The sequence below is a fragment of the Citrobacter sedlakii NBRC 105722 genome (assembly GCF_000759835.1).
Lineage (GTDB): Bacteria > Pseudomonadota > Gammaproteobacteria > Enterobacterales > Enterobacteriaceae > Citrobacter_A > Citrobacter_A sedlakii.
Genome location: NZ_BBNB01000009.1, coordinates 253,821 through 280,161, shown reverse-complemented (window position 1 = coordinate 280,161; position 26,341 = coordinate 253,821). Strand labels below are relative to the sequence as shown.

Annotated in this window: 21 protein-coding genes and 3 tRNA genes; 18 read left to right on the top strand and 6 right to left on the bottom strand. The window is 55.4% G+C overall.

The features are described 5' to 3' along the window. Positions 1–9: 9 nt before the first annotated feature. Both frdB and frdA read right to left on the bottom strand, forming a co-directional pair. Positions 10–744, bottom strand: a complete 735-nt coding sequence (gene frdB, locus CSE01S_RS14135) for a fumarate reductase iron-sulfur protein (RefSeq protein WP_042289627.1) — start codon at positions 742–744, stop codon at positions 10–12. Beyond that, complete coding sequence (frdA, locus tag CSE01S_RS14130) at positions 744–2,528, bottom strand: fumarate reductase (quinol) flavoprotein subunit (RefSeq protein ID WP_042289775.1); 1,785 nt, start codon at positions 2,526–2,528, stop codon at positions 744–746. The genes frdB and frdA overlap by 1 nt, the downstream gene beginning before the upstream one ends. A gap of 324 nt (positions 2,529–2,852) precedes the next feature. Between frdA and epmA the strand changes: the two genes are divergently transcribed. Then, the gene (gene epmA, locus CSE01S_RS14125; protein WP_042289625.1) at positions 2,853–3,830 is read left to right on the top strand and encodes an elongation factor P--(R)-beta-lysine ligase; all 978 of its coding nucleotides are present in this window, start codon (positions 2,853–2,855) and stop codon (positions 3,828–3,830) included. Positions 3,831–4,042: 212 nt separating this feature from the next. After that, positions 4,043–5,545, top strand: coding sequence for a glutamate/gamma-aminobutyrate family transporter YjeM (gene yjeM, locus CSE01S_RS14120; protein WP_042289624.1), 1,503 nt, complete (start codon positions 4,043–4,045; stop codon positions 5,543–5,545). 54 nt (positions 5,546–5,599) lie between these two features. On the opposite strand, the gene mscM is transcribed toward yjeM, so the two are convergent. The 3 genes from mscM to rsgA form a co-directional block, all read right to left on the bottom strand. Continuing rightward, complete coding sequence (gene mscM, locus CSE01S_RS14115; protein ID WP_042289621.1) at positions 5,600–8,926, bottom strand: miniconductance mechanosensitive channel MscM; 3,327 nt, start codon at positions 8,924–8,926, stop codon at positions 5,600–5,602. Between the two features lie 67 nt (positions 8,927–8,993). Next, positions 8,994–9,965: an archaetidylserine decarboxylase gene (gene asd / locus CSE01S_RS14110; protein WP_042289619.1), complete on the bottom strand. Its 972-nt coding sequence runs from the start codon at positions 9,963–9,965 to the stop codon at positions 8,994–8,996. A 91-nt stretch (positions 9,966–10,056) separates the two neighbouring features. Continuing rightward, positions 10,057–11,109 carry a small ribosomal subunit biogenesis GTPase RsgA gene (gene rsgA, locus CSE01S_RS14105; RefSeq protein WP_174435351.1) on the bottom strand — a complete coding sequence of 351 codons (1,053 nt, stop codon included), beginning with the start codon at positions 11,107–11,109 and terminating at the stop codon, positions 10,057–10,059. 107 nt (positions 11,110–11,216) lie between these two features. Here rsgA and orn point away from each other — a divergent pair, with 107 nt between their 5' ends. From orn to CSE01S_RS14085, 4 genes are all read left to right on the top strand, one after another. Continuing rightward, positions 11,217–11,762: an oligoribonuclease gene (gene orn, locus CSE01S_RS14100; protein WP_042289614.1), complete on the top strand. Its 546-nt coding sequence runs from the start codon at positions 11,217–11,219 to the stop codon at positions 11,760–11,762. 273 nt (positions 11,763–12,035) lie between these two features. Next, a tRNA-Gly gene (locus tag CSE01S_RS14095) sits at positions 12,036–12,111 on the top strand. 35 nt (positions 12,112–12,146) lie between these two features. Beyond that, positions 12,147–12,222, top strand: a tRNA-Gly gene (locus CSE01S_RS14090). A 35-nt stretch (positions 12,223–12,257) separates the two neighbouring features. Next, positions 12,258–12,333, top strand: a tRNA-Gly gene (locus CSE01S_RS14085). Between the two features lie 267 nt (positions 12,334–12,600). Here CSE01S_RS14085 and queG read toward each other — a convergent pair. Then, complete coding sequence (gene queG, locus CSE01S_RS14080) at positions 12,601–13,740, bottom strand: tRNA epoxyqueuosine(34) reductase QueG (protein ID WP_042289612.1); 1,140 nt, start codon at positions 13,738–13,740, stop codon at positions 12,601–12,603. Between queG and nnr the strand changes: the two genes are divergently transcribed. The 12 genes from nnr to nsrR all read left to right on the top strand — a co-directional run bounded on the left by nnr (position 13,739) and on the right by nsrR (position 26,317). Then, the gene (gene nnr, locus CSE01S_RS14075; protein WP_042289610.1) at positions 13,739–15,286 is read left to right on the top strand and encodes a bifunctional ADP-dependent NAD(P)H-hydrate dehydratase/NAD(P)H-hydrate epimerase; all 1,548 of its coding nucleotides are present in this window, start codon (positions 13,739–13,741) and stop codon (positions 15,284–15,286) included. The genes queG and nnr overlap by 2 nt on opposite strands. Beyond that, a complete protein-coding gene (gene tsaE, locus CSE01S_RS14070; protein ID WP_042289607.1) occupies positions 15,258–15,719 on the top strand; it encodes a tRNA (adenosine(37)-N6)-threonylcarbamoyltransferase complex ATPase subunit type 1 TsaE in 462 nt (153 codons plus the stop codon). Before nnr ends, tsaE begins: the two co-directional genes overlap by 29 nt. 16 nt (positions 15,720–15,735) lie before the next feature. After that, positions 15,736–17,052: an N-acetylmuramoyl-L-alanine amidase AmiB gene (gene amiB, locus CSE01S_RS14065; RefSeq protein WP_042289605.1), complete on the top strand. Its 1,317-nt coding sequence runs from the start codon at positions 15,736–15,738 to the stop codon at positions 17,050–17,052. A gap of 9 nt (positions 17,053–17,061) precedes the next feature. Beyond that, complete coding sequence (gene mutL / locus CSE01S_RS14060; RefSeq protein ID WP_042289603.1) at positions 17,062–18,930, top strand: DNA mismatch repair endonuclease MutL; 1,869 nt, start codon at positions 17,062–17,064, stop codon at positions 18,928–18,930. After that, entirely contained in the window at positions 18,923–19,873 is a 951-nt protein-coding gene (miaA, locus tag CSE01S_RS14055) for a tRNA (adenosine(37)-N6)-dimethylallyltransferase MiaA (protein ID WP_042289600.1), read from the top strand. The genes mutL and miaA overlap by 8 nt, the downstream gene beginning before the upstream one ends. An 81-nt stretch (positions 19,874–19,954) precedes the next feature. Then, positions 19,955–20,263 carry an RNA chaperone Hfq gene (hfq, locus tag CSE01S_RS14050; protein ID WP_042289598.1) on the top strand — a complete coding sequence of 103 codons (309 nt, stop codon included), beginning with the start codon at positions 19,955–19,957 and terminating at the stop codon, positions 20,261–20,263. 74 nt (positions 20,264–20,337) lie between these two features. Beyond that, complete coding sequence (hflX, locus tag CSE01S_RS14045; RefSeq protein ID WP_042289596.1) at positions 20,338–21,618, top strand: ribosome rescue GTPase HflX; 1,281 nt, start codon at positions 20,338–20,340, stop codon at positions 21,616–21,618. Between the two features lie 136 nt (positions 21,619–21,754). Continuing rightward, complete coding sequence (gene hflK, locus CSE01S_RS14040; RefSeq protein WP_042289593.1) at positions 21,755–23,011, top strand: FtsH protease activity modulator HflK; 1,257 nt, start codon at positions 21,755–21,757, stop codon at positions 23,009–23,011. A 2-nt stretch (positions 23,012–23,013) separates the two neighbouring features. After that, on the top strand, positions 23,014–24,018 hold the full coding sequence (gene hflC / locus CSE01S_RS14035; RefSeq protein ID WP_042289590.1) for a protease modulator HflC: 1,005 nt from the start codon (positions 23,014–23,016) through the stop codon (positions 24,016–24,018). Positions 24,019–24,089: 71 nt separating this feature from the next. Then, entirely contained in the window at positions 24,090–24,287 is a 198-nt protein-coding gene (locus tag CSE01S_RS14030; RefSeq protein WP_042289588.1) for a DUF2065 domain-containing protein, read from the top strand. A gap of 103 nt (positions 24,288–24,390) precedes the next feature. Beyond that, complete coding sequence (gene purA / locus CSE01S_RS14025) at positions 24,391–25,689, top strand: adenylosuccinate synthase (RefSeq protein ID WP_042289586.1); 1,299 nt, start codon at positions 24,391–24,393, stop codon at positions 25,687–25,689. A 202-nt stretch (positions 25,690–25,891) separates the two neighbouring features. Continuing rightward, the gene (gene nsrR / locus CSE01S_RS14020) at positions 25,892–26,317 is read left to right on the top strand and encodes a nitric oxide-sensing transcriptional repressor NsrR (protein WP_042289582.1); all 426 of its coding nucleotides are present in this window, start codon (positions 25,892–25,894) and stop codon (positions 26,315–26,317) included. Positions 26,318–26,341 lie beyond the last annotated feature (24 nt).

The following is a 26,341-nucleotide window of genomic DNA, read 5'->3' as shown; positions in this document are numbered from 1 at the left end:
TTGCACTCCTTAGCGTGGTTTCAGGGTGGCGATAAGAAAGTCTTTCGAGCTTTCCACTTTACCCTGCTGAATGGCCGCAGCCGGATCGACGTGTTTCGGACAGACTTCGGAGCAATAGCCCACAAAAGTACAGCTCCATACGCCATTCTGACTGTTCAACTGCGCCATACGCTCCTTCTTACCGTGGTCGCGGCTGTCTTCGTTGTAACGATGCGCCAGCGTAATCGCCGCCGGACCGATGAACTCAGGGTTCAGGCCGAACTGCGGGCAGGCGGCATAGCACAGACCACAGTTGATGCAACCAGAAAACTGGTGATACTTCGCCATCTGTGCCGGGGTCTGGACGTTCGGTCCTTGATCCGTGGTGCGCGGATTGCCGATGATGTACGGCTTGATCGCCTCCAGACTTTCAATAAAGTGCGTCATATCGACGACCAGATCGCGTTCGATCGGGAAGTTGCCCAGCGCTTCCACCTTGATGCCGTTGGTGTAATCACGCAGGAAGGTTTTGCACGCCAGTTTCGGTACGTTGTTCACCATCATGCCGCAGGAACCGCAGATCGCCATACGGCAGGACCAGCGGTAGCTCAGGTCCGGCGCCAGGTTATCTTTGATATAGCCCAGCGCATCCAGCAGTGAGGTGGTTTCATCATAGGGCACTTCGTAGAAAGCACTGTGCGGCGCGGTGTCGGTTTCAGGGTTGTAGCGCACCACCTCAACTTTCAGGTTTTTCATCTCAGCCATTACGCCTTCTCCTTCTTATCGGCTGCTTCCGCTTCCGCACCGTAAACGCGTTTCGCAGGCGGCAGCGTGGTGATTTTCACGTCGCTATAATCAAGGCGAGTCGTGCCATCAGCATCGCGGAAGGCGAGAGTATGTTTGAGGAAGTTGACGTCGTCACGCTCGGTGCAGCCTTCATCCAGACGCTGGTGCGCGCCGCGTGATTCCTTACGTGCCAGCGCGGAGTGCGCCATACATTCTGCCACGTTCAGACCGTGACCCAGTTCGATCGTGTAAAGCAGGTCGGTGTTGAACACGCTGGAGTTGTCGGTAATGCGCACGCGTTTGAAGCGTTCCTGCAACTCGGCCAGCTTGTCCACGGTTTTCTGCATCAGTTCCGGCGTACGGTAGATGCCGCAACCTTCTTCCATGGACAGACCCATTTCGTCGCGGATCTTCGCCCAGTTTTCATTACCTTCCTGGTTAACCAGGTCTTTCAGGCGTTTTTCAACGTCCGCAACCTGTGCGTTCAGCGCGGCGTCATTAGCGGTGTCTGCGGTCGACGCGCGCTCCATCGCCTGCTCGCCCGCCAGACGACCAAAGACCACCAGCTCGGCCAGCGAGTTAGAGCCCAGGCGGTTAGCGCCGTGCAGACCAACGGAAGAACATTCGCCGACGGCAAACAGACCTTTAATGCGGGTTTCGCAGTTCTGATCGGTTTCGATACCGCCCATGGTGTAGTGCGCGGTTGGACGAACCGGAATCGGCTCTTTCACTGGATCGACGCCCACGTAGGCTTTCGCCAGTTCGCAGATAAACGGCAGACGTTCGAGCAGTTTCTTCTCGCCCAGATGACGCAGGTCGAGGTGAACCACATCGCCGCGCGGGGTTGAAATGGTGTTGCCTTTACGCCATTCGTGCCAGAAGGCCTGAGAAACTTTGTCGCGCGGGCCCAGTTCCATGTATTTGTTTTTCGGCTCGCCCAGCGGGGTTTCCGGACCCATACCGTAGTCCTGCAGATAGCGGTAGCCGTTTTTGTTGACCAGGATACCGCCTTCACCACGGCAACCTTCGGTCATCAGAATACCGGAACCTGGCAGACCGGTCGGGTGATACTGAACGAATTCCATATCACGCAGCGGAACGCCGTGGCTCAGCGCCATGCCCATGCCGTCGCCGGTCACGATGCCGCCGTTGGTGTTGTAACGATACACACGGCCTGCGCCGCCGGTCGCCATCACCACCGCGTTCGCGCGGATCTGCACTAATGTGCCTTCCATCATGTTCATCGCGACCAGGCCGCGAGCGTGTCCCTCATCAACCAGGATATCCAGAACAAAATGTTCGTCAAAACGTTGGATTTGTGGGAACTGCAGGGAGGTCTGGAACAGGGTGTGCAGCATATGGAAGCCGGTTTTATCCGCGGCAAACCAGGTACGCTCGATTTTCATCCCGCCGAAGCGACGGACGTTGACGCTACCGTCCGGACGACGGCTCCATGGGCAGCCCCATTGCTCCAGTTGGGTCATTTCGGTCGGACAGTGATGGACAAAGTAGTCCACGACATCCTGTTCACACAGCCAGTCTCCGCCCGCTACGGTATCATGAAAATGATAGTCGAAGCTGTCATGATCCTGGGCGACTGCGGCTGAGCCCCCTTCGGCAGCAACGGTGTGGCTGCGCATGGGGTACACTTTTGAGATCAGTGCGATTTTTGCGTTAGGATTTGCCTGCGCGGCAGCAATTGCAGCACGTAATCCCGCGCCACCGGCGCCTATAATGGCAAGATCGGCTTGAAAGGTTTGCACGACATTCCTCCAGATTGTTGTAATTTCACGACCTCGCATTTTCAGATAAAGACCCTGAATCATACGGGACGTGAATGCGTTTCCACTGCTCCTTTATAGGTACAACAGTATAGTCATTGCGATGTGCACGAAATTTGACGTGTTCGATTTTTTTAGCGCGTCAGAGGGGGGAATTATCATTGAATTTGATTAATTTAATTACTAAACCATCGTTGTACGCTTTTTTAACCCGGTAGCCCCGCTTTATTATTCCTGCGCAAAATTTGTTTCATTGGCGCGTTACGAGTAGACTTCGTGCCCTTGTCTTAAACTGGAGAAAGAACCATGAGCGAAACGGCAACCTGGCAGCCGAGCGCGTCCATACCTAACCTGTTAAAACGCGCGGCAATTATGACGGAAATTCGTCGTTTTTTCGCCGATCGCGGCGTGCTGGAGGTAGAGACGCCCTGCATGAGCCAGGCGACGGTCACAGACATTCATCTGTTCCCGTTCGAGACGCGTTTCGTCGGCCCCGGTCACTCCCAGGGGATGAACCTCTATTTAATGACCAGTCCGGAATACCACATGAAACGTCTGCTGGTGGCAGGCTGTGGTCCGGTCTTCCAGCTTTGTCGTAGCTTCCGTAATGAAGAGATGGGGCGCCATCACAACCCGGAATTCACCATGCTGGAGTGGTACCGTCCCCATTACGACATGTACCGGCTGATGAACGAAGTGGACGATCTGCTGCAACAGGTGCTGGAATGCCCGGCGGCGGAGAGCCTTTCTTATCAGCAGGCATTCCTGCGTCATCTGGAGATCGACCCGCTCTCCGCGGATAAGACGCAACTGCGAGAAGTCGCAGCGAAGCTGGACCTGAGCAATATTGCCGATACCGAAGAGGATCGCGATACGCTGTTGCAACTGTTGTTCACAATGGGCGTCGAGCCGCACATCGGTAAGGAAAAGCCGACGTTTGTGTACCATTTTCCGGCAAGCCAGGCATCGCTGGCGCAAATCAGCACGGAAGATCACCGCGTGGCGGAACGCTTTGAGGTCTACTACAAAGGTATTGAACTGGCGAATGGTTTCCACGAACTGACGGACGCGCGCGAACAGCAGCAGCGTTTTGAACAGGATAACCGTAAGCGTGCCGCCCGTGGCTTACCACAGCAGCCGATCGACAATAACCTGCTCGACGCGCTCAAAGTTGGGATGCCGGACTGTTCCGGCGTCGCGTTGGGCGTGGATCGCCTGGTGATGCTGGCGCTGGGGGCAGAAAGCCTTGCAGAAGTGATTGCCTTTACCGTCGACCGCGCATAGTGTTCTTGTTTTCCCTACAAAATGGTGTCATACGCGCCATTTTGTAGCACAAATTTTCAATTTCCCTCTAAAAGCCACATTTTAATACTGGTCATTTGTTACCATTCAGGTATCAATCCTGTGTTGATTTCACTTGCCGCTCTCCGCAATAGAGAGCGGTGCGATTCAGTGAGCGCGGTTTACTCAACGCGCTCAGAGTGAGGGATGGTTTCATGAGCCAGACAATAAAAAAGATGAGCCTGACAGGTCTCATCCTGATGATTTTTACTTCCGTTTTTGGATTTGCAAATAGCCCTTCCGCTTTTTACTTAATGGGTTATAGCGCAATCCCATGGTATATATTTTCTGCATTATTATTCTTTATTCCATTTGCATTAATGATGGCTGAAATGGGTTCCGCTTACCGAAAAGAGGAGGGCGGAATCTATTCCTGGATGAATAACAGCGTTGGACCGCGCTATGCTTTTATTGGCACGTTCATGTGGTTTTCATCTTACGTCATCTGGATGGTGAGTACTGCGGCGAAGGTGTGGGTGCCATTTTCCACCTTTGTGTTCGGCGCGGATATGACCCAACACTGGCGCATCGGCGGGCTTGAACCCACGCAGGTCGTAGGGCTGCTTGCCGTGGCGTGGATGATTATGGTCACCGGCGTGGCCGCGCGGGGGATTAATAAAATTGCTCGCGTTACGGCGGTTGGCGGCATTGCGGTGATGTGCCTGAATGCGGTTCTGCTGCTGGTGAGCATCGCCATTCTGTTATTAAACGGCGGACATTTCGCCGAGGAGATTAATTTCACCGCCTCGCCGAACACGGGCTATCAGTCTGGCCTGGCAATGCTGTCATTTGTGGTGTTCGCGATATTTGCCTATGGCGGTATTGAAGCGGTCGGCGGGCTGGTAGATAAAACCGAAAAACCGGAAAAGAACTTTGCGAAAGGCATCGTATTTGCGGCGATGGTTATTTCCGTCGGCTATTCGCTGGCGATATTTTTATGGGGTGTTAGCACCAACTGGCAGCAGGTACTCAGTAATAGCGCCGTGAACCTCGGAAATATTACCTATATCCTGATGAAAAGCCTTGGGATGACGCTGGGCAATGCGTTACATCTGTCGCCGGAAGCAGCGATAACCCTGGGCGTCTGGTTTGCGCGCATTACCGGTCTGTCGATGTTCCTCGCCTACACCGGCGCGTTCTTCACGCTGAGTTATTCACCGTTGAAAGCGATCATACAGGGAACGCCGAAAGCGTTATGGCCTGCGCCAATGACAAGACTCAACGCCGTCGGGATGCCGGCAACGGCGATGTGGATGCAGTGTCTGCTGGTGTGCCTGTTTATTCTGTTGGTCTCGTTTGGCGGCGACACCGCCTCGGCGTTTTATAACAAGCTGACGCTAATGGCGAATGTCTCAATGACCCTGCCGTACCTGTTCCTCGCGCTGGCGTTCCCGTTCTTTAAGGCGCGAACTGAGCTGGAAAGACCGTTTGTGATTTTCAAAACCAGAACATCGACGCTGGCCGCGACGGGTGTGGTGGTGCTGGTGGTGACGTTTGCCAACGTTTTCACGATCGTCCAGCCAGTGATCGAGGCCGGAGACTGGAACAGCGCGCTGTGGATGACCGGCGGACCGGTATTCTTTTCACTGCTGGCAATAACGATTTATCAGAACTATAGCCGCCGGTTGGCAAATCAGCCGCAGTGGGCGTTGGAATAAACAGAACGGCTGTAGACCTGATGGCGGCTTCGCCTTATCAGGCCTACACCTGCTTTACAAACTTCCTGCCGGGCGGCTACCGCGTCCGGCTGAGGTTAACGTTCTGGCCGTTTTCTTGCCGTTAAGACTTTCCAGACGCATCTGGAACGGTGGGAACGGCAAATCTATACCGTGCTCCTGGAAGCCCGCCAGAATCAACTGGTGGATTTCATGGCGTAGCGGCATTCTGTGGCCCATTTCCGCAGCATAGATGCGCAATTCAAAGATCTGAATCCCCTGTTGCAGGTCAACCAGAAAGACTTCCGGCGGCGGGTTATCAATCACCAGCGAACAACGCTCCGCCGCCGTGTAGAGGATCTGGGTGACCTCTTCGCTGTTAGCGTCAGAAGGGGCCGGAACGGTGAGCACCACGCGGGTTACCGAGTCGGACAGCGACCAGTTGATAAACTGCTCAGTAATAAACGCTTTGTTCGGCACGATAATCTCTTTACGATCCCAGTCGCTGATGGTGGTCGCGCGGGTGTTAATCTTCGTCACGCTGCCAGTCAGATCGCGGATCGTCACCGTATCGCCAATACGAATTGGCTTTTCAAACAGGATAATCAGACCCGAGATAAAGTTTGCGAAGATCTCCTGCAAGCCAAAGCCAAGACCCACACCGAGCGCCGCGACCAGCCATTGCAGTTTTGACCATTCGATACCAATCATCGAGAAGCCGACCAGCCCGCCGATCAGCATCAGCAGGTATTTGGTTATGGTGGTAATGGCGTAGCCGGTGCCTGGCGTCAGATCGAGATGCTGTAACAGCGCCAGCTCCAGCAGTGCGGGAAGATTACGCACCAGTTGCGTGGTGATGATAAACACCAGAATCGCAATCAGCACCGCGCCCAGCGTGATTGGCTCGAGGCTTTCGACGCCCTGCACCGTGGAGGTGACATCCCAGAGCGAGATATTTTCCAGGAAGCCGAACGCGGAATGGATCTCCGACCACAATACAATCACCGACAGCAAGGCGATCAGCATCAGGATAGAACGCACCAGACGTAATGACTGGGTACTGATGGCATCGAGATCGACTTCGCTTTCATCGATGTCAACGGTGCCTTCAAGGCTGGTGGAATGGGCCGGTTCTTCTTCGCCACGGGCACGCTGCGCCAGCATTTCCGCCCGACGGTGCTTCGCGCGGTCAAAGGCCAGCCTCCGCCGCTGGATCAGCATCCAGCGGCGAATGACGTGATAAATCACCAGCAGCAGGAACCAGATAGCGACGGAGGTTTCCAGCCGCGCCAGCAGCGCCTGTGCGGTGGCGAGATAGCCCACCGCCGCCGCCAGAATCGCCAGCAGCGGCGCGCCGATCATCATGTTCCACAGCATACTGTTGACCATATTGTCGCCGTTGCCTTCTTTATCGAGATAAAGCGGGATCCCGGCCTTTTTCAGACTCAACGTCACCAGCGCCAGCGCGCCGCAAATCAATATAAAGCACAGGCGCCCCAACGAGCCGGAAAATTCCCGGTCATTCAGGTTATCAAACATAATCAGCGCCATAATCAGCGGCACAATCAGACCGATACTCATCAGGTAATACCGCATCGCCCGCGTGACGCGCTGGCGTGGCCAGCCAAAGTGGGCGATAAACAGACCATTCGGGCGGGCAAAGGTCGCGCAGATCATCACGACCCACAGCAGCGGCACAGTCGCCGTGACGCCGTCGCCTATCGCGACCGCCAGCGGATACGGCCAGGCTTCGCGCAGACCGTAGCCTAGCGTCATCCACAGCACCGGCAACGGCGAGGCCACCAGTATCGACCAGAACACGGTGCGCAGCGTCAGCCAGAAGTGGTCCTGGGTCACTTTGCCGACTTTGGCGGCGGAACGTTCGAGAAACCGGGTAAAGTGGCGACGCGAATAAATGCTAAAGCCCACCAGAATCAGCGCGCCGAACAGCGGTAACAGCGTTTCCCGGCTGGTTAACATCATCAGGCTGGCTTTGCCCAGTTGGCTGACGGTGTCGAGCGATATCAGACGGCGCAGATCCTGGACAATATCGATTGGCCAGGAGAACGACAGAGGGCGCACGTCGGAGGTCCAGAAAAGATAGCGGTGGGTCGCCTCGTTGACCTCTTTCAGGGCGTCTTCAAGCTGGCTATTGGACACCTTCAGCTTGGTCAGTTCGAGTATCAGCGTGTCGCCGCCCTGGAGCAGCGAATTCAGCAGCTCGCGCTGGGTTCGCAGTTGGGCTTCCAGAATGCGATTTTGTTCGGCGGTAAGCGGCTGTCCGTCTGCCTGATGCAGTTGGCGAAGCTGGGGCTGTTTATTGAGCTGATCTTCGTAGCGCAGACGCTGAACGCGCAGCTGCGCCATTTCGGTATCCAACTGCTGCGGCTTTGGCATCTCCGGCAGCCGCGCCACCTGCGCGCGCAGGGCTTCGCCCAGCAGGTTGGAAGAGCCGAGCCACTGCGACTGTTCCCGTAGCGTCGTCAACGCCTGGCGAACCTGTTGGGTCTGACTGGCGGCCTGACGCTGCTGAGAGGCGACCAGATCCATCCGCTGCGCCTGCTGGTTCAGCGCCGCAGACAGCTCACGGTTCACCTTAAATTGCGCAACGATATCCGGCGGCAGATCCGCGCTGTTTTCCGCCAGCAGTTCGGTGCTCTCCAGCGCGCGTTCTGCTTCACGCTGGCGCTGGCTGTTAAGTTGATTTCGTAATGCCTGCAGATAAGCATCAAGCTGCTGGCTCTGCTTTTGCGCCAGTTCCGCGCGCAACCGCGCCAGCTCCTGACGATTATTGGCGGAAAGCTGCGCCAGCTCCAGTTCGTCGACCAGCGCCTTCAGCCGCGCTGAGTCGGCCTGCATACTGTAATTTTGCGCCTGGCTGACGGGCGTATTACCCGTTGCTGTGCCAATGCGGCGTTCGATCTCGTTAAGCTGGCGGCGGGCATCGGTTTGCTGCTGCGGAAGCTGGCTCAATGAGTCAGCGATTTCGCGCGCGCGTTCCTGTTCCTGCTGGGCCTGGCGGCTTTTCTCCAGCAACTGGCTGCTGACCTGGAGGATCTCCTGGTTTAGCGCATCGGTGGACAAGCCAGGCGGAACGGTGCGGGGTTCATCGCGCAGGTTGGTGAGTTGTGCCCGCAGCGAGGCGGACATTTTGGGGAAATTATCAATGACTTGTTGATACTGCTGAGCGCGCTCGAGAGAGCCTTTACGCTCCTCAAGCGCATTCAACGCCGCCTGCAGCGCCTCAACGGCTTCCGGTTGGGCGGGTTTTGCCGCTTTCGCCTGCTCCAGTTCCTGGGTAATGTGTTTGGCGTCGGGGGCTGTCGCGGCGTATGCCCCCAGGCTGAGGCACCAGGCCATCAGAAATGTGATTATCAGGCGCACAGCAGCGTTTCCTCTCCACGCCATCATTCAGGTTGCGTCAATGCTCCTGAATGATGGGGTGTCAGTTTCAGGTTTCGTCTTTTTTGTCGTCTACCAGCGGGCTGGCATCATGTTCGGCTTTGATTTCTTCTTCCGGCAGTGGGGCAGGTTCAGCATCAACGGGCGCCACGAACGTCTCGGTTGAGATCGCCAGCGGCTGACCAATTTTAGTCACTGACAGGCTTTCCAGCGACTCAACCAGATTCACTTTACCTGGCGCAAACAGGTTGATGACGGTGGAGCCGAGCTTGAAGCGGCCCATCTCCTGGCCTTTCAGCAATGCCACGGAACCTTCGCTCTCTCCGGCAGGCCAGGTCCAGCGTTTAATCACGCCTTCACGCGGCGGAGTGATCGTTCCGGCCCAGACGGTTTCGATGCTGCCGACGATCGTAGCCCCCACCAGAATTTGCGCCATTGGACCAAATTCGGTGTCGAACAGGCAGATAACACGTTCATTTCGGGCGAACAGATTCGGCACGTTTTGCGCGGTCAGGTGATTTACCGAGAACAGATCGCCCGGCACGTAGATCATCTCGCGCAGGATCCCGTTACAGGGCATGTGCACACGGTGGTAATCGCGCGGCGACAGGTAGGTGGTGACAAACGAACCGTTGCGGAACAGATCCGCCATCAGATAGTTGCCCGCCAGTAAGGCTTCCAGGCTGTAGTTATGGCCTTTGGCCTGCAGGATTTTATCTTCTTCAATCTTGCCTAACTGGCTGATCACCCCGTCTGCTGGCATGACCAGCACGTTCGGGTCAGTATTCAGCGGACGCACCTCGTCCCGCAGCGGACGCACGAAGAAATCATTAAACGTGCGATAGCTTGCGGTATCCGGCTTCTGCGCCTCTTTCATATCGACCTTGTAGACCTTCACGAACAGATCGATAGCCAGCTTCGTCAGCCATCCCGCTCGTTTGCTCGCGCCCCAGCCCGCCAGGCGAGTGAGCCATAGTTTCGGCAGAATGTATTGTAGCGAAAGTTTAAATGAGTTTAGCAAGGTAGCCTCCAGGCTATTGTTTTACCTGAACCGGCATTCACGCCAGTATCCTGAAAAAAGGGGACGATTCTAACGACGCTTAGGGTATCTGTCAGTCGTCCGTATCAGAAAAGTTTTTACGCGTTTTTACCTGCGCCATGCTTTCAAGAATGCGGTGATAGTTCTCGAAACGGGTTTCCGCAATCTTACCGTCCTCTACTGCTTCACGGATGGCGCAACCGGGGTCGCTATCATGCTTACAGTCGCGGTATTTGCATAATCCCAGGAAGTCGTGAAATTCGACAAAACCGTTGAAAATTTGTTCCGGCTCCAGATGCCACAAACCAAATTCCCGTACGCCAGGGGAGTCAATGACATCGCCGCCGTGTGGGAAGTGATACAGGCGCGCCGCCGTGGTGGTGTGCTGCCCAAGCCCCGAGTTGTCGGAAACATCGTTTGTGAGGATCTCTTCCTGCAGGCCCAGCAGCGCATTCAGCAGACTGGATTTACCGACGCCGGACTGCCCGGCAAATATACTGACTCGCCCGGTCAGCGCATCCTCCAACGGCTTCAGGCCATCCTGAGTATGACTGGAAACCATCAGTACGCGATAACCGATGTTGCGATAGATATCCATCTGCTCGTTCACAAACGCCATGCCGTCGTCATCCAGCAAATCGATCTTATTGAGCACGATAATCGGTTCAACCTGAAGCGTCTCGCACGCCACGAGATAACGGTCGATAATATTCAGCGACAGCTCCGGTAATATGGCTGAGACAATGACGATTTGGTCAATGTTGGCGGCAATCGGTTTGACGCCATCGTAAAAATCCGGGCGCGTGAGCACCGAGGTGCGTTCATGTACCGCTTCCACGATACCTTTCACATTGACGCCTTCGGCGGCGGCTTTACCCGGACGCCAGACCACGCGGTCGCCAGTGACCAGCGAGCGGATTGTACGGCGAATATTGCAGCGGTGAATTTCACCGTCGGCGGATTCGACGTCGGCATGCATGCCGAAGCGGCTAATGACAATACCTTCAGCGGTCTCGCCGAACAGGTTGTCATCGTAGTCTGGCTTCTCCTTAGACGTTTTGAGACGACGCTGGTGATTAGCGTTCACACGGCGCTGCTGGCCTTTGGAGAGTTTATTTTTACTCAATCGTACTGACTCCTGGTCGCCCATGATGGGCAAAACATTTATGATACACGCAATTCTAAATGAATATAGTCACACGAAAACGTGACCACTGAAGGGTGGAAAATAGCATGAGTGCCAATGAAAACAACCTGATTTGGATTGATCTTGAGATGACCGGTCTGGATCCCGAGCGCGATCGCATAATTGAAATCGCCACGCTGGTCACCGACGCAAATCTTACGATTCTGGCCGAAGGGCCGACCATCGCGGTGCATCAGTCTGATGAACAACTGGCGCTGATGGACGACTGGAACGTGCGCACACATACCGCCAGCGGGTTGGTGGAGCGGGTGAAGGCGAGCACGATGGGCGATCGCGAAGCGGAACTGGCGACCCTTGAATTTCTGAAAGAGTGGGTGCCACAGGGCAAATCGCCAATCTGCGGGAACAGTATCGGACAAGACCGCCGGTTTTTGTTTAAGTATATGCCGGAGCTGGAAGCGTATTTCCACTACCGTTATCTCGACGTGAGCACGCTTAAAGAGCTGGCGCGTCGCTGGAAGCCGGAAATTCTTGAGGGTTTTACCAAGCAGGGCACGCATCAGGCGATGGACGATATCCGCGAGTCGGTGGCGGAACTGGCTTACTATCGCGAGCATTTTATTCAGCTTTAACCGCCTGCTGTGCCGGGTGTGGCGACGCCGCGCCCGGCCTGATCGCTGGTCGTCTCACTTGCACAGGGGGATGATTGCCGCTAAATTATACGCTTTGCTGATAAAATCAGCATTCAAACGAATTTCATAAAAAATTGCGTTTGAAGGGGTTGCAGGAGAAAGGATTTCTCGTATAATGCGCCTCCCGTAACGACGCAGAAATGCGAATTACGACAGCAACAAACGGCAGTAAATTAATCGCAGGATTTCGATTTTTCGGAAGACGAAGATTAAGCGGGAATAGCTCAGTTGGTAGAGCACGACCTTGCCAAGGTCGGGGTCGCGAGTTCGAGTCTCGTTTCCCGCTCCAAAATTTGAAAGTGCCTTAACGCACAGACCACCCAAGCGGGAATAGCTCAGTTGGTAGAGCACGACCTTGCCAAGGTCGGGGTCGCGAGTTCGAGTCTCGTTTCCCGCTCCAAAATTTGAAAGTGCCTCAACGCACAGACCACCCAAGCGGGAATAGCTCAGTTGGTAGAGCACGACCTTGCCAAGGTCGGGGTCGCGAGTTCGAGTCTCGTTTCCCGCTCCAAATTCTTATCTCTACACATATCCACAGTGAACGGCTGCTCGTGGTGCGTCTCTTTTCGTTCATGATATATTCTTGTAAACAGAGTTATCCACAGACTGCGTATTTGTCTTCTGCGTTTAAAACGCTTCGCAGAGTGAATGATATTTTTATATCCCGCTGAAATATAAGAAATAAATAACATCTTAAATTGTTAAGCGGATCGCTTGACGATTTTTTCGTGCTTGAATAGCAATGTGTTTTTAATTTTATGCACAGGCTGTGGACGACTTATGCGTCCCGTGGAAGCCCTTTTTCAATGGCTCTGACCAGACGTTTCTGCTGCGGGAGTTGCACCTCGACTGCACTGGCATTTCGCTTTGCGATTTGCTGCGCGATCGCCCACTGGATGTGTTCATCGAGAAGTGGGTGCTCACCCCGGCGGTTTTCCAGCGCACAGAGCACGTCTTCATGCCAGGGCGCGTTGCCAAGGGCGACCGCGATATTCCGTAACCAGCGCAGGTGACCAATGCGCCGGATAGCTGAACCTTCGGTGATTTTCAAAAAGCGAGCTTCGTCCCAACTGAAGAGTTCAATTAGCGCCGGCGCGTGCAGTTGTTGGCGTGGGCTGAAATCCGCTTCGTCCGTTAATTGTGAATATCGGTTCCACGGACAGATGAGCTGACAGTCGTCGCAGCCGTAAATCCGGTTGCCCATTAAGGGACGCAAGTCTTCGGGAATGGCGCCTTCGAGTTCAATTGTAAGGTAAGAAATACAGCGGCGGGCATCTACCGTATAAGGGGCGACAATCGCGCCAGTTGGGCAGGTGGTCATGCAGGCGACGCACTTTCCGCATCCGTCTTCAACGGCATGGTCCACGGGCAGCGGGAGATCGATTAACAATTCACCCAGAAAGAAAAACGACCCCGCTTCCCGGTTGAGGATAAGTGAGTGCTTACCTGTCCACCCCAGACCCGCTTTTTCCGCCAACGGTCGCTCCAGAATGGGCGCAGAGTCAACAAAAGGTCTAAAATTCAGCGAGACACAATGCTGCTGAATCCTCTCACCCAGTTTTTTTAGTCGGTTACGCAATAGCTTATGGTAGTCGCGCCCCAGCGCGTAGCGGCTAACGTAACCCAGGTCAGGATTTTTCAGCGTGCTGGCAAACGCAGCCCTGGCGGGAAGATAGTTCATACGCACGCTAATAACGCGCAGCGTACCAGGCAACAGCTCATGAGGGCGCGCGCGCATCATGCCGTGGCGCGCCATCCAGTCCATCTCGCCGTGGTACTGTTTGTCCAGCCATGCCTGCAGTTTGGGTTCGGCTTCGCTGAGGTCAGTATCGGTAATACCTACCTGCTGAAAGCCCAGTTCCAGCCCCCACTGCTTAATTTTTTGCGCTAACTGATTGAGATCGAGGGGCTCTGACATGACGGACCATACCATAAAGAAAAACCCCGTAAGTATACCACACTCCCTCTGGCCCGCCGACGACATCAGAGGACTGGAGCAAGAGGCTGCTGATACGCTTGGGTTGACGTTGTTTGAACTGATGTTGCGTGCCGGAGAAGCGGCGTTTGACGTCGCGCGTGAAAGCTGGCCTTATGCCCGCCACTGGTTGGTGCTGTGCGGTCACGGGAATAACGGCGGCGACGGATATGTGGTGGCGAGGCTGGCGAAAGCGGCGGGCATTAACGTCACGTTGCTGGCTCAGGAGAGCGAAAAGCCGCTGCCGGAAGAGGCCGAACAGGCGCGGGAAGCCTGGCTGAACGCGGGGGGAATTATTCATGCGCCGGAGATTATCTGGCCGGAAAAAGTGGACCTCATTGTTGATGCTTTGCTCGGCACCGGGTTAACCCAGGCGCCCCATGAACCGATCGCCGCACTCATTGCACAGGCCAACGCCCATCCCGCGCCGGTTTTGGCGGTTGATATCCCGTCCGGGCTGCTGGCGCAAACGGGCGCAACGCCGGGCGCGGTAATCGATGCCGATCGCACCGTCACCTTTATCGCGCTGAAGCCGGGCTTGTTGACCGGAAAGGCCCGCGATGTGGTGGGCGAACTGCATTTTAACGCGCTGGGTCTGGAAGAGTGGTTAGCAGGTCAGGCGTCGCCGATCCGGCGCGTTGACGCTTCGCTGCTCGCGCAATGGCTGGCGCCGCGTCGTCCTACCTCTCATAAGGGCGATCATGGTCGCCTGGCGATCGTTGGCGGCGATCATGGCACCGCGGGCGCCATTCGCATGGCCGGCGAAGCGGCGTTGCGTACCGGCGCCGGACTGGTGCGGGTGCTAACCCGCAGGGAGAATATCGCGCCGTTGTTGACGGCTCGCCCGGAATTAATGGTTTATGAGCTGACGCCGCAGACGCTGGATGAGAGCCTCGAATGGGCGGATGTCGTGGTGATTGGCCCTGGGCTCGGCCAGGCGGAATGGGGCAAAAAAGCGCTGCAGAAGGTCGAGAATTTTCGCAAACCAATGCTCTGGGATGCCGATGCGCTGAACCTGCTGGCAATCAACCCCGATAAACGTCACAATCGCGTCATCACGCCGCATCCGGGAGAAGCCGCGCGGTTACTGGGTTGTTCTGTCGCAGAAATTGAAAGCGATCGCTTACTTTCTGCGCAGCGTCTGGTAAAACGTTATGGAGGCGTTGCGGTGTTGAAAGGCGCGGGAACGGTGGTTGCCGCGGAGCCGAATGCGTTGGGAATAATTGATGCCGGAAATGCAGGAATGGCCAGCGGCGGTATGGGGGATGTGCTCTCCGGGATCATTGCCGCATTGCTTGGACAGAAGCTTACCCCGTATGATGCAGCCTGTGCGGGCTGTGTTGCCCACGGCGCGGCGGCAGATGTTCTGGCAGCACGTTTTGGCATGCGCGGCATGCTGGCAACCGATCTTTTTTCCACGCTACAGCGTATTGTTAACCCAGATGTGATTGACGTTTATCATGATGAATCGAGTAATTCCGCTACCTGACGAACAGGCCACGTTAGACCTGGGGCTGCGGGTCGCCCACGCCTGCGACGGCGCGACCGTTATCTATTTGTTCGGGGATTTAGGCGCGGGTAAAACCACCTTTAGCCGCGGGTTCCTGCAGGCGTTAGGCCATGCCGGTAATGTAAAAAGCCCAACGTATACGCTGGTCGAACCCTATGCGCTCGATAACCTGATGGTTTATCACTTCGATCTGTATCGCCTCGCCGATCCGGAAGAACTGGAATTTATGGGGATCCGGGATTATTTTGCCAACGACGCCATTTGTCTGGTGGAGTGGCCGCAGCAGGGGAAAGGTGTATTGCCGGACCCGGATATTGAAATCCATTTAGAGTATAAGGCGCAAGGCCGTGAGGCGCGAATTAGCGCCGTTTCCTCCTCCGGGGAAGCGCTGATTGCGCGTTTAGCCGGTTAACCTTAAAGGTGGCGGGATGATGTATCGCATCAGAAAGTGGCTGGCGGCAACGCTGGTGTTACTGTGCGCGCAGGCTGGCGCGGCCAGTTTGTCCGATATTCAGGTTTCAAACGGTGAACAGCAGGCGCGGATTACGCTGAGCTTTATCGGCGATCCGGATTACGCCTTTTCGCAGCAGGGTAAACGTACCGTCGCGCTGGATATTAAGCAAACCGGCGTGATTCAAGGGCTGCCGCTGCAGTTTAGCGGCAATAACCTGGTGAAAACGATACGTTCCGGCACGCCGCAGGATCCGCAGTCGCTGCGGCTGGTGGTCGATCTCACGGAAAACGGCAAGACTGAAGCGGTAAAACGGCAGAATGGCGGCAATTACACCGTCGTCTTTACGATCAACGCCGATGCGCCGCCGCCTCCGCCAGTGGTCGCAAAGCGGGTTGAACCGCCCGTGGTGACGCCACGCCCGAGCGAACCGGCGCGAAACCCGTTTAAATCCAGCAATGAGCGTACTACGGCCGTCACCAGCAGTCATACCATCACGCGCCCCGCCGCGCGTACGACGACCAGTAACGGCGACAAGGTGGTCATTGCCATCGACGCCGGGCACGGTGGGCAGGATCCAGGGGCGATTGGCCCCGGCGGCACGCGGGAGAAAAACGTGACCATCGCGGTGGCCCGCAAGCTGCGCACGCTACTGAATAACGATCCTATGTTTAAAGGCGTTCTCACCCGCGACGGCGACTATTTCATCTCGGTAATGGGCCGCTCCGATGTGGCGCGTAAGCAGAACGCCAATTTCCTGGTGTCGATTCACGCCGATGCCGCGCCAAACCGTAATGCTACCGGCGCGTCGGTGTGGGTGCTGTCTAACCGTCGCGCCAATAGCGAAATGGCGAACTGGCTGGAAGAGCATGAAAAACAATCCGAGCTGCTCGGCGGCGCGGGCGACGTACTGGCGAACAGTCAGTCCGACCCTTACTTAAGCCAGGCGGTTCTGGATTTGCAGTTCGGCCATTCCCAGCGCGTAGGGTATGATGTGGCAACCAATATGTTAGGCCAGCTCGAACGTATCGGGTCATTGCATAAGCGGCGTCCGGAGCATGCCAGCCTGGGGGTGCTACGATCGCCTGATATTCCGTCGGTGTTGGTTGAAACCGGATTTATCAGTAACCACAGCGAAGAACGGCTGCTCGCCAGCGATGCGTACCAACAGCAACTGGCCGAAGCGATTTACAAAGGACTGCGGAGCTACTTCCAGGCGCATCCCCTGCAGTCAGGTCCACAAGGGACACAAACCGCGAGCGCCGTTACGCCTGGCGAGTCGTTGATTAACTAAGGAATTGTCATGCCGATTCAGGTGCTACCGCCACAACTGGCGAACCAGATTGCCGCAGGCGAGGTGGTGGAAAGACCTGCGTCGGTGGTCAAAGAACTGGTGGAAAACAGCCTTGATGCGGGCGCAACGCGTATCGATATTGATATCGAACGCGGCGGCGCGAAGCTTATCCGTATTCGCGACAACGGCTGCGGCATCAGGAAAGACGAACTGGCGCTGGCGCTGGCCCGTCACGCCACCAGTAAAATCGCCTCGCTCGACGATCTGGAAGCGATTATCAGCCTCGGTTTTCGTGGCGAAGCGCTGGCCAGCATCAGCTCAGTCTCCCGCCTGACGTTAACCTCCCGCACCGCCGATCAGCAGGAAGCCTGGCAAGCCTATGCTGAAGGGCGTGATATGGATGTGACGGTTAAACCCGCCGCGCATCCCGTAGGCACCACGCTGGAAGTGCTGGACCTGTTCTATAACACGCCCGCCCGTCGCAAGTTTATGCGAACCGAAAAAACCGAGTTTAATCATATTGATGAGATCATTCGCCGTATTGCGCTGGCGCGTTTTGACGTGACCATCAATTTGTCGCACAACGGTAAATTGGTGCGCCAGTATCGCGCGGTGGCGAAAGACGGGCCGCAAGAGCGCCGTCTTGGCGCGATTTGCGGCGCGCCATTCCTTGAACAGGCGTTGACTATCGAGTGGCAGCATGGCGATCTCACCCTGCGCGGCTGGGTTGCCGATCCCCATCACACCACCACGGCGCTGGCAGAAATTCAGTACTGTTACGTGAATGGTCGTATGATGCGCGACCGGCTGATAAATCACGCTATTCGTCAGGCTTGTGAAGATAAGCTTGGCGCCGATCAGCAGCCGGCTTTCGTGCTTTATCTGGAAATAGACCCGCATCAGGTCGATGTGAACGTGCATCCAGCCAAGCATGAAGTCCGTTTTCATCAGTCGCGCCTGGTACATGATTTTATCTACCAGGGCGTGCTGAGCGTGCTGCAACAGCAGCTTGAGTCGCCGCTGCCGCTGGAGGGGGATGACGCTCCTGCGCCAAGACACGTGCCGGAAAACCGCGTGGCGGCAGGGCGTAACCATTTTGCCGAGCCTGCGCAGGCGCGCGAAACGACAGCGCCGCGTTATTCTTCTCCTGTTTCGCCTGCGAGCGGCGGCGCGCGTCCGACGCAGGCCGGTTGGCCCCATGCTCAGCCGGGCTACCAGAAGCAACAAGGAGAGGTCTATCGGCAGCTCCTAAAGACGCCTGAACCGGTTCCCGCAGGCAAAACGCGCGCGCCGGAAACGGCGGTTTCCGCGTTATCCGGACATAGCCAGAGCTTTGGACGCGTGTTGACAATCGTTGGTCACGACTGCGCGTTGCTTGAGCGTGATGGGCAAATTCACCTGCTGGCGCTGCCGGTGGCGGAGCGTTGGCTACGTCAGGCGCAGCTGACGCCGGGCGAGGGAGAGGTTTGCGCGCAGCCGCTGCTCATCCCGCTGCGCCTGAAGGTGACCGCTGAAGAAAAAGCGGCGCTGACAAACGCGCAAAACGCGCTGGCGAAACTGGGGATCGAATTTCAGTCAGATGCCCAGCATGTGACCGTTCGGGCGGTGCCTTTACCCTTACGCCAACAAAATTTACAAATCTTGATTCCTGAACTGATAGGCTACCTGACGCAGCAGTCAGCGCTCGAACCTGACAATATGGCGCAGTGGATTGCACGCAATTTAATGAGCGAACACGCGCAGTGGACCATGGCGCAGGCCATTACGCTGCTGGCTGACGTGGAGCGGCTTTGTCCGCAGCTTGTGAAGGCGCCGCCGGGTGGTCTGTTACAACCTGTTGATTTACATACGGCGATGAATGCCCTGAAACATGAGTGATACCCCTAAGGCGAGCCTGCCAAAGGCAATTTTTTTGATGGGGCCGACGGCCTCGGGCAAAACGGCGTTAGCGATTGAACTGCGTAAAGTTTTGCCAATAGAGTTGATTAGCGTTGACTCCGCCCTTATCTACAAGGGGATGGATATCGGTACGGCGAAGCCGGACGCGAAAGAGTTACAGGCGGCGCCGCACCGATTGTTAGATATTCTCGATCCGTTGCAGGCATATTCAGCCGCAGATTTCCGCCGCGATGCGCTGGCGGAGATGGCAGATATCACCGCAGCCGGACGAATTCCGCTGCTGGTGGGCGGAACAATGCTGTATTTCAAGGCGTTGCTGGAAGGGCTTTCGCCGCTGCCGTCGGCGGACCCGGAGGTCAGGGCCAGAATAGAGCAGCAGGCGGTAGAGCACGGATGGGATGCGTTGCATCAGCAGCTTCAGGCGATTGACCCTGTCGCCGCTGCGCGTATTCATCCGAATGATCCGCAAAGGCTTTCCCGGGCACTGGAAGTTTTTTTCATTTCGGGTAAAACTTTAACGGAACTGACGCAAACGTCAGGTGATGCTTTACCGTACCAGGTGTATCAGTTTGCCATCGCCCCGGCGAGTCGTGAATTGCTGCATCAACGCATCGAGCAGCGTTTTCATCAGATGTTGGCTTCAGGTTTTGAAGCAGAAGTCCGGGCGCTATTTGCCCGTGGAGATTTGCATACGGATTTGCCTTCCATTCGTTGTGTGGGATATCGCCAGATGTGGTCGTACCTTGAAGGCGAAATTTCATACGATGAAATGGTTTATAGAGGTGTTTGCGCCACGAGACAGTTGGCGAAGCGTCAGATGACCTGGTTGCGCGGCTGGGATGGGGTGCGCTGGCTTGACAGCGAAAAACCTGAACAGGCGCTCAACGAAGTATTACAGGTTGTTGGTGCTATCGCGAACTGAATGTGTACAATTGAGACGTATCGTGCGCAATTTTTCAGAACCAAAAGGTTCAAAGTACAAAGCATATAAGGAAAAGAGAGAATGGCTAAGGGGCAATCTTTACAAGATCCGTTCCTGAACGCACTGCGTCGGGAACGTGTTCCAGTTTCTATTTATTTGGTGAATGGTATTAAACTGCAAGGTCAAATCGAGTCTTTTGATCAATTCGTGATCCTGTTGAAAAACACGGTCAGCCAGATGGTTTATAAGCACGCGATTTCTACTGTTGTCCCGTCTCGTCCGGTTTCTCATCACAGCAACAATACCGGTGGCGGTACCAGCAGCAACTATCATCACGGTAGCAACGCGCAGGGTTCTTCTGCGCCGCAGGACAGCGAAGAAACTGAATAACGTTTCTGGCTGTTTTACACACGGGGAGCCAGGTTATCTGCGTTCCCCGCTGATTTATATCGAGGGGTTGACGCTTGTTTGACCGTTATGACGCCGGTGAGCAGGCGGTACTGGTACACATCTATTTTTCGCAAGACAAAGATATGGAAGACCTCCAGGAGTTTGAATCTCTGGTGTCTTCCGCCGGTGTCGAAGCAATGCAGGTGATTACCGGTAGCCGTAAAGCACCGCACCCGAAGTACTTTGTAGGTGAAGGTAAGGCTGTTGAGATTGCGGAAGCCGTAAAAGCGACTGGCGCTGCCGTCGTGCTATTTGACCATGCATTAAGCCCGGCCCAGGAGCGTAACCTGGAACGTTTGTGCGAGTGTCGTGTTATCGACCGTACCGGTCTTATCTTGGATATTTTCGCTCAACGTGCGCGTACCCATGAGGGGAAACTGCAGGTTGAGCTGGCGCAGCTGCGCCATCTGGCTACGCGCCTTGTCCGTGGCTGGACCCACCTTGAAAGACAGAAAGGCGGGATTGGTTTGCGCGGTCCGGGTGAAACCCAGCTCGAAACCGACCGCCGTTTATTGCGTAATCGTATTTTGCAGATCCAGTCGCGCCTGGAAAAAGTTGAAAAGCAACGTGAGCAGGGGCGACAGTCGCGCATTAAAGCGGATGTCCCGACCGTCTCGCTGGTGGGATATACCAACGCCGGAAAATCTACCCTTTTCAACCAAATTACAGAAGCCCGGGTCTATGCGGCAGACCAACTGTTCGCAACCCTGGACCCCACGTTGCGCCGTATTGACGTCGCGGACGTAGGTGAAACCGTGCTGGCGGATACCGTAGGGTTTATCCGCCATCTTCCGCATGACCTGGTGGCGGCGTTCAAAGCCACCCTCCAGGAAACGCGTCAGGCCACGCTGTTGCTGCACGTTGTAGATGCTGCTGATGTGCGTGTGCAGGAGAACATCGACGCAGTGGATACGGTTCTCGAGGAGATCGATGCTCACGAGATCCCAACCCTGATGGTGATGAATAAAATCGATATGCTGGACGACTTCGAGCCGCGTATCGACAGGGATGAAGAGAACAAACCGATCCGTGTCTGGCTTTCCGCGCAGACAGGGATCGGAATACCACAGCTTTTTCAGGCTTTGACGGAACGGCTTTCCGGCGAGGTAGCGCAACATACGCTGCGTTTGCCGCCGCAGGAAGGGCGTCTGAGAAGTCGTTTTTATCAGCTTCAGGCAATAGAAAAAGAGTGGATGGAGGATGACGGCAGCATGAGCTTGCAGGTTCGCCTGCCGATCGTGGACTGGCGTCGCCTCTGTAAACAAGAACCTTCCCTGGCCGACTACGTTGTCTGACCGGGAGGAAAGGGCCTGAGGATTTTTGCCCAATACTCTGAGCATTTCGGGTTATACGACAAGCCACCTGGTGCGACGTTGTCATCACCTGGAACACAGTGGGTATATCACCGCATAACAAATATGGAGCACAAACATGGCGTGGAATCAGCCCGGTAATAACGGACAAGACCGCGACCCGTGGGGAAGCAGCAAACCAGGCGGCAACTCTGAGGGAAATGGAAACAAAGGTGGTCGCGAGCAGGGGCCACCTGATCTTGATGATATCTTCCGTAAGCTGAGCAAAAAGCTCGGTGGACTGGGTGGCGGTAAAGGTACCGGCTCTGGCGGCGGAAGCTCATCGCAAGGCCCTCGCCCGCATCTGGGCGGACGTGTCGTCACCATCGCGGCGGCAGCTATCGTCATTATCTGGGCGGCAAGCGGTTTCTACACCATTAAAGAAGCTGAACGCGGCGTTGTTACGCGCTTCGGTAAATTCAGTCATCTGGTTGAGCCGGGTCTGAACTGGAAACCGACGTTTATCGATGAGGTGACGCCGGTGAACGTGGAAGCGGTTCGCGAACTGGCGGCGTCCGGTGTGATGCTGACCTCTGACGAAAACGTCGTGCGCGTCGAGATGAACGTTCAGTACCGCATCACCGATCCGCAAAAATACCTGTTTAGCGTGACCAGCGCCGACGACAGTCTACGTCAGGCGACCGACAGCGCCCTGCGCGGCGTTATCGGTAAATACACCATGGACCGTATTCTGACCGAAGGGCGTACCGTTATTCGTAGCGACACCCAGCGTGAACTGGAAGAGACGATCCGTCCGTACAACATGGGGATTACCCTGCTGGACGTCAACTTCCAGGCTGCTCGTCCGCCGGAAGAGGTGAAAGCCGCGTTTGATGACGCCATTGCCGCACGTGAAAACGAACAGCAATACATCCGTGAAGCGGAAGCGTACACCAACGAAGTTCAGCCGCGTGCGAACGGTCAGGCACAGCGTATTCTTGAAGAAGCGCGCGCTTACAAAACGCAAACCATTCTGGAAGCCCAGGGTGAAGTGGCGCGCTTCGCGAAAATCCTGCCGGAATATAAAGCCGCCCCTGAGATCACTCGCGAGCGTCTGTATATCGAGACGATGGAAAAAGTGTTGAGCCATACCCGTAAAGTGCTGGTCAACGACAAGGGCGGTAACCTGATGGTACTGCCGTTGGATCAGATGCTGAAAGGCGGCAACGCGCCGGCAACAAAACGCGACAGCGGTTCCGACCTGCTGCGCTTGCCGACTACGTCATCTTCCAGCAGTAGCGGAGCAAGCAACACCTCGTCCACCAGTCAGGGCGATATTATGGACCAACGCCGCGCTAACGCGCAGCGTAACGACTACCAGCGTCAGGGGGAATAACGATGCGTAAGTCAGTTATTGCGATTGTCATCATCGTGCTGGTAGTGCTCTATACCTCAGTCTTTGTAGTGAAAGAAGGCGAGCGTGGCATTAAGTTCCAGTTCAGCAGCGTCGTGCGTGATGACGATAAGAAACCGTTGATCTATGAACCGGGGCTGCACTTCAAGGTGCCGTTTATTCAGTCGGTGAAAATGCTGGACGCGCGTATCCAGACGATGGATAACCAGGCCGATCGTTTCGTCACGAAAGAGAAAAAAGACCTGATCGTCGACTCATACATCAAATGGCGTATCAGCGACTTCAGCCGTTACTTCCTGGCAACGGGCGGCGGCGATGTGTCGCAGGCGGAAGTGCTGTTGAAACGTAAGTTCTCTGACCGTCTGCGTTCTGAGATTGGTCGTCTGGATGTGAAAGACATCGTGACCGATTCCCGTGGTCGTCTGACTCTGGAAGTCCGTGACGCGCTGAACTCCGGTTCTGCGGGAACGGAAGACGAAGTGGCGACTCCAGCGGCGGATAACGCCATTGCTGAAGCCGCAGAGCGCGTTCAGGCTGAAACCAACGGCAATGTGCCGGTGATCAACCCGAACAGTATGGCTGCGTTAGGTATCGAAGTGGTGGACGTGCGTATCAAGCAGATCAACCTGCCGACCGAAGTGTCCGAAGCGATCTACAACCGTATGCGCGCTGAACGTGAAGCGGTCGCCCGTCGTCATCGTTCACAGGGTCAGGAAGAAGCGGAAAAATTGCGCGCGGCTGCCGATTACGAAGTGACCAAAACGCTGGCGGAAGCTGAGCGTCAGGGGCGTATCCTGCGCGGTGAAGGCGACGCCGAAGCGGCGAAACTGTTTGCCGACGCGTTCAGCCAGGATCCTGACTTCTATGCCTTTATTCGTAGCCTGCGCGCTTACGAGAAGAGCTTCGAAGGAAATCAGGACGTCATGGTCATGAGCCCGGACAGCGATTTCTTCCGCTACATGAAGACACCGAATACCGCAACGCGATAAACTCAACGCGTTTGAGTTTTCAAACCACCGCTCTCTCCGGAAGCGGTGGTTTTCTTTTATAAGGAGCAGAAATGAACGAAACAATCTGGCTGGCGCTTGCCCTGGTGTTGGTGCTGGAAGGTTTAGGCCCGATGCTCTATCCGCGCGCGTGGAAGAAGATGATTTCCGCAATGACGCAACTGCCGGAAAATACGTTACGTCGTTTTGGCGGCGGACTTGTGGTTGCGGGCGTTGTGGTCTACTACATGTTGAGGAAAACGATTGGCTGATCAAAAAAGCGGCGAATTTAGCTGATTTTTGCATGCAAAAAGTGCTGTATATCTGAAAAAGCGATGGTAGAATCCATTTTTAAGCAAACGGTGATTTTGAAAAATGGGTAACAACGTCGTCGTACTGGGCACCCAATGGGGTGACGAAGGTAAAGGAAAGATCGTCGATCTTCTGACTGAACGGGCTAAATATGTTGTGCGCTACCAGGGTGGACACAACGCAGGCCATACTCTCGTAATCAACGGTGAAAAAACCGTCCTCCATCTTATTCCATCAGGCATTCTTCGTGAGAACGTAACCAGCATCATCGGTAACGGTGTTGTTCTGTCTCCTGCTGCGCTGATGAAAGAGATGAAAGGTCTGGAAGACCGTGGCATCCCTGTCCGTGAGCGTCTGCTCCTGTCTGAAGCGTGTCCGCTGATCCTCGATTACCACGTAGCGCTGGATAATGCGCGTGAGAAAGCGCGTGGCGCGAAAGCGATCGGGACGACCGGTCGTGGTATCGGACCGGCTTATGAAGACAAAGTGGCTCGTCGCGGTCTGCGCGTCGGCGACCTGTTCGACAAAGCTACCTTCGCTGAAAAACTGAAAGAAGTGATGGAATATCACAACTTCCAGCTGGTGAACTTCTACAAAGTCGAAGCCGTTGACTACCAGAAAGTGCTGGATGATGTGATGGCGATTGCCGACATCCTGACCTCTATGGTTGTCGATGTTTCCGATCTGCTGGACCAGGCGCGCAAGCGTGGCGATTTCGTCATGTTCGAGGGCGCGCAGGGTACGCTGCTGGATATCGACCACGGTACTTATCCGTACGTAACGTCCTCTAACACCACCGCGGGTGGCGTGGCGACCGGCTCTGGCCTGGGCCCACGTTATGTGGATTACGTTCTGGGTATCATCAAAGCTTACTCCACGCGCGTGGGGGCGGGTCCGTTCCCGACTGAGCTGTTTGATGAAACCGGCGAGTTCCTCTGCAAGCAGGGTAACGAATATGGCGCCACCACCGGACGTCGCCGTCGTACCGGCTGGCTGGACTCCGTCGCCGTGCGCCGTGCGGTGCAGATCAACTCACTGTCCGGCTTCTGCCTGACCAAACTGGACGTACTGGACGGTTTGAAAGAAGTGAAAATCTGCGTTGCTTACCGTATGCCGGATGGCCGTGAAGTGACGACGACGCCGCTGGCGGCTGACGACTGGGAAGGTATCGAGCCGATCTACGAAACCATGCCGGGTTGGTCTGAATCCACCTTTGGCGTGAAAGAACGTAGCGGTCTGCCGCAGGCGGCGCTCAATTACATTAAGCGTATTGAAGAACTGACCGGTGTGCCGATTGATATCATCTCTACCGGCCCGGACCGTACTGAGACCATGATTCTGCGTGACCCGTACGACGCATAATTAAGGTATAATGCCCGGTAGCGCTTTGCTGACCGGGCCTTGTAAGCCGGATAAGGCATTTTCGCCGCCATCCGGCTATGTACAATGCAATATCCTCGCTTTTTTCCTTCCCAAACTGAAATAAATTAGCGACCTGGCGAGTGGCTGGTTTATCATCAATAAATGAGTTGTATCCCGTTTTCCCCTTTTCCTTGAGGTTGATGTGCAGTTAACGAGTTTCACCGATTACGGATTACGTGCGCTAATCTATATGGCGTCGCTACCGGAAGGACGCATGACCAGTATTTCTGAGGTGACAGAAGTCTACGGCGTGTCCCGTAATCATATGGTCAAAATAATCAATCAACTTAGCCGGGCGGGCTTCATTACTGCTATCCGGGGAAAAAACGGCGGGATACGCCTGGGCAAAGCCGCGAATACTATCCGTATCGGCGACGTCGTGCGTGAACTCGAACCGTTGTCGCTGGTGAACTGTAGCAGCGAGTTTTGCCATATCACCCCTGCCTGTCGACTCAAACAGGCGCTTTCTAAGGCCGTGCAATGTTTTCTGACGGAACTGGACAACTACACGCTTGCCGATTTGGTTGAAGAAAATCAACCGCTTTATAAATTATTGCTGGTGGAGTGACGAAAATCTCCACCGGAGCTGACA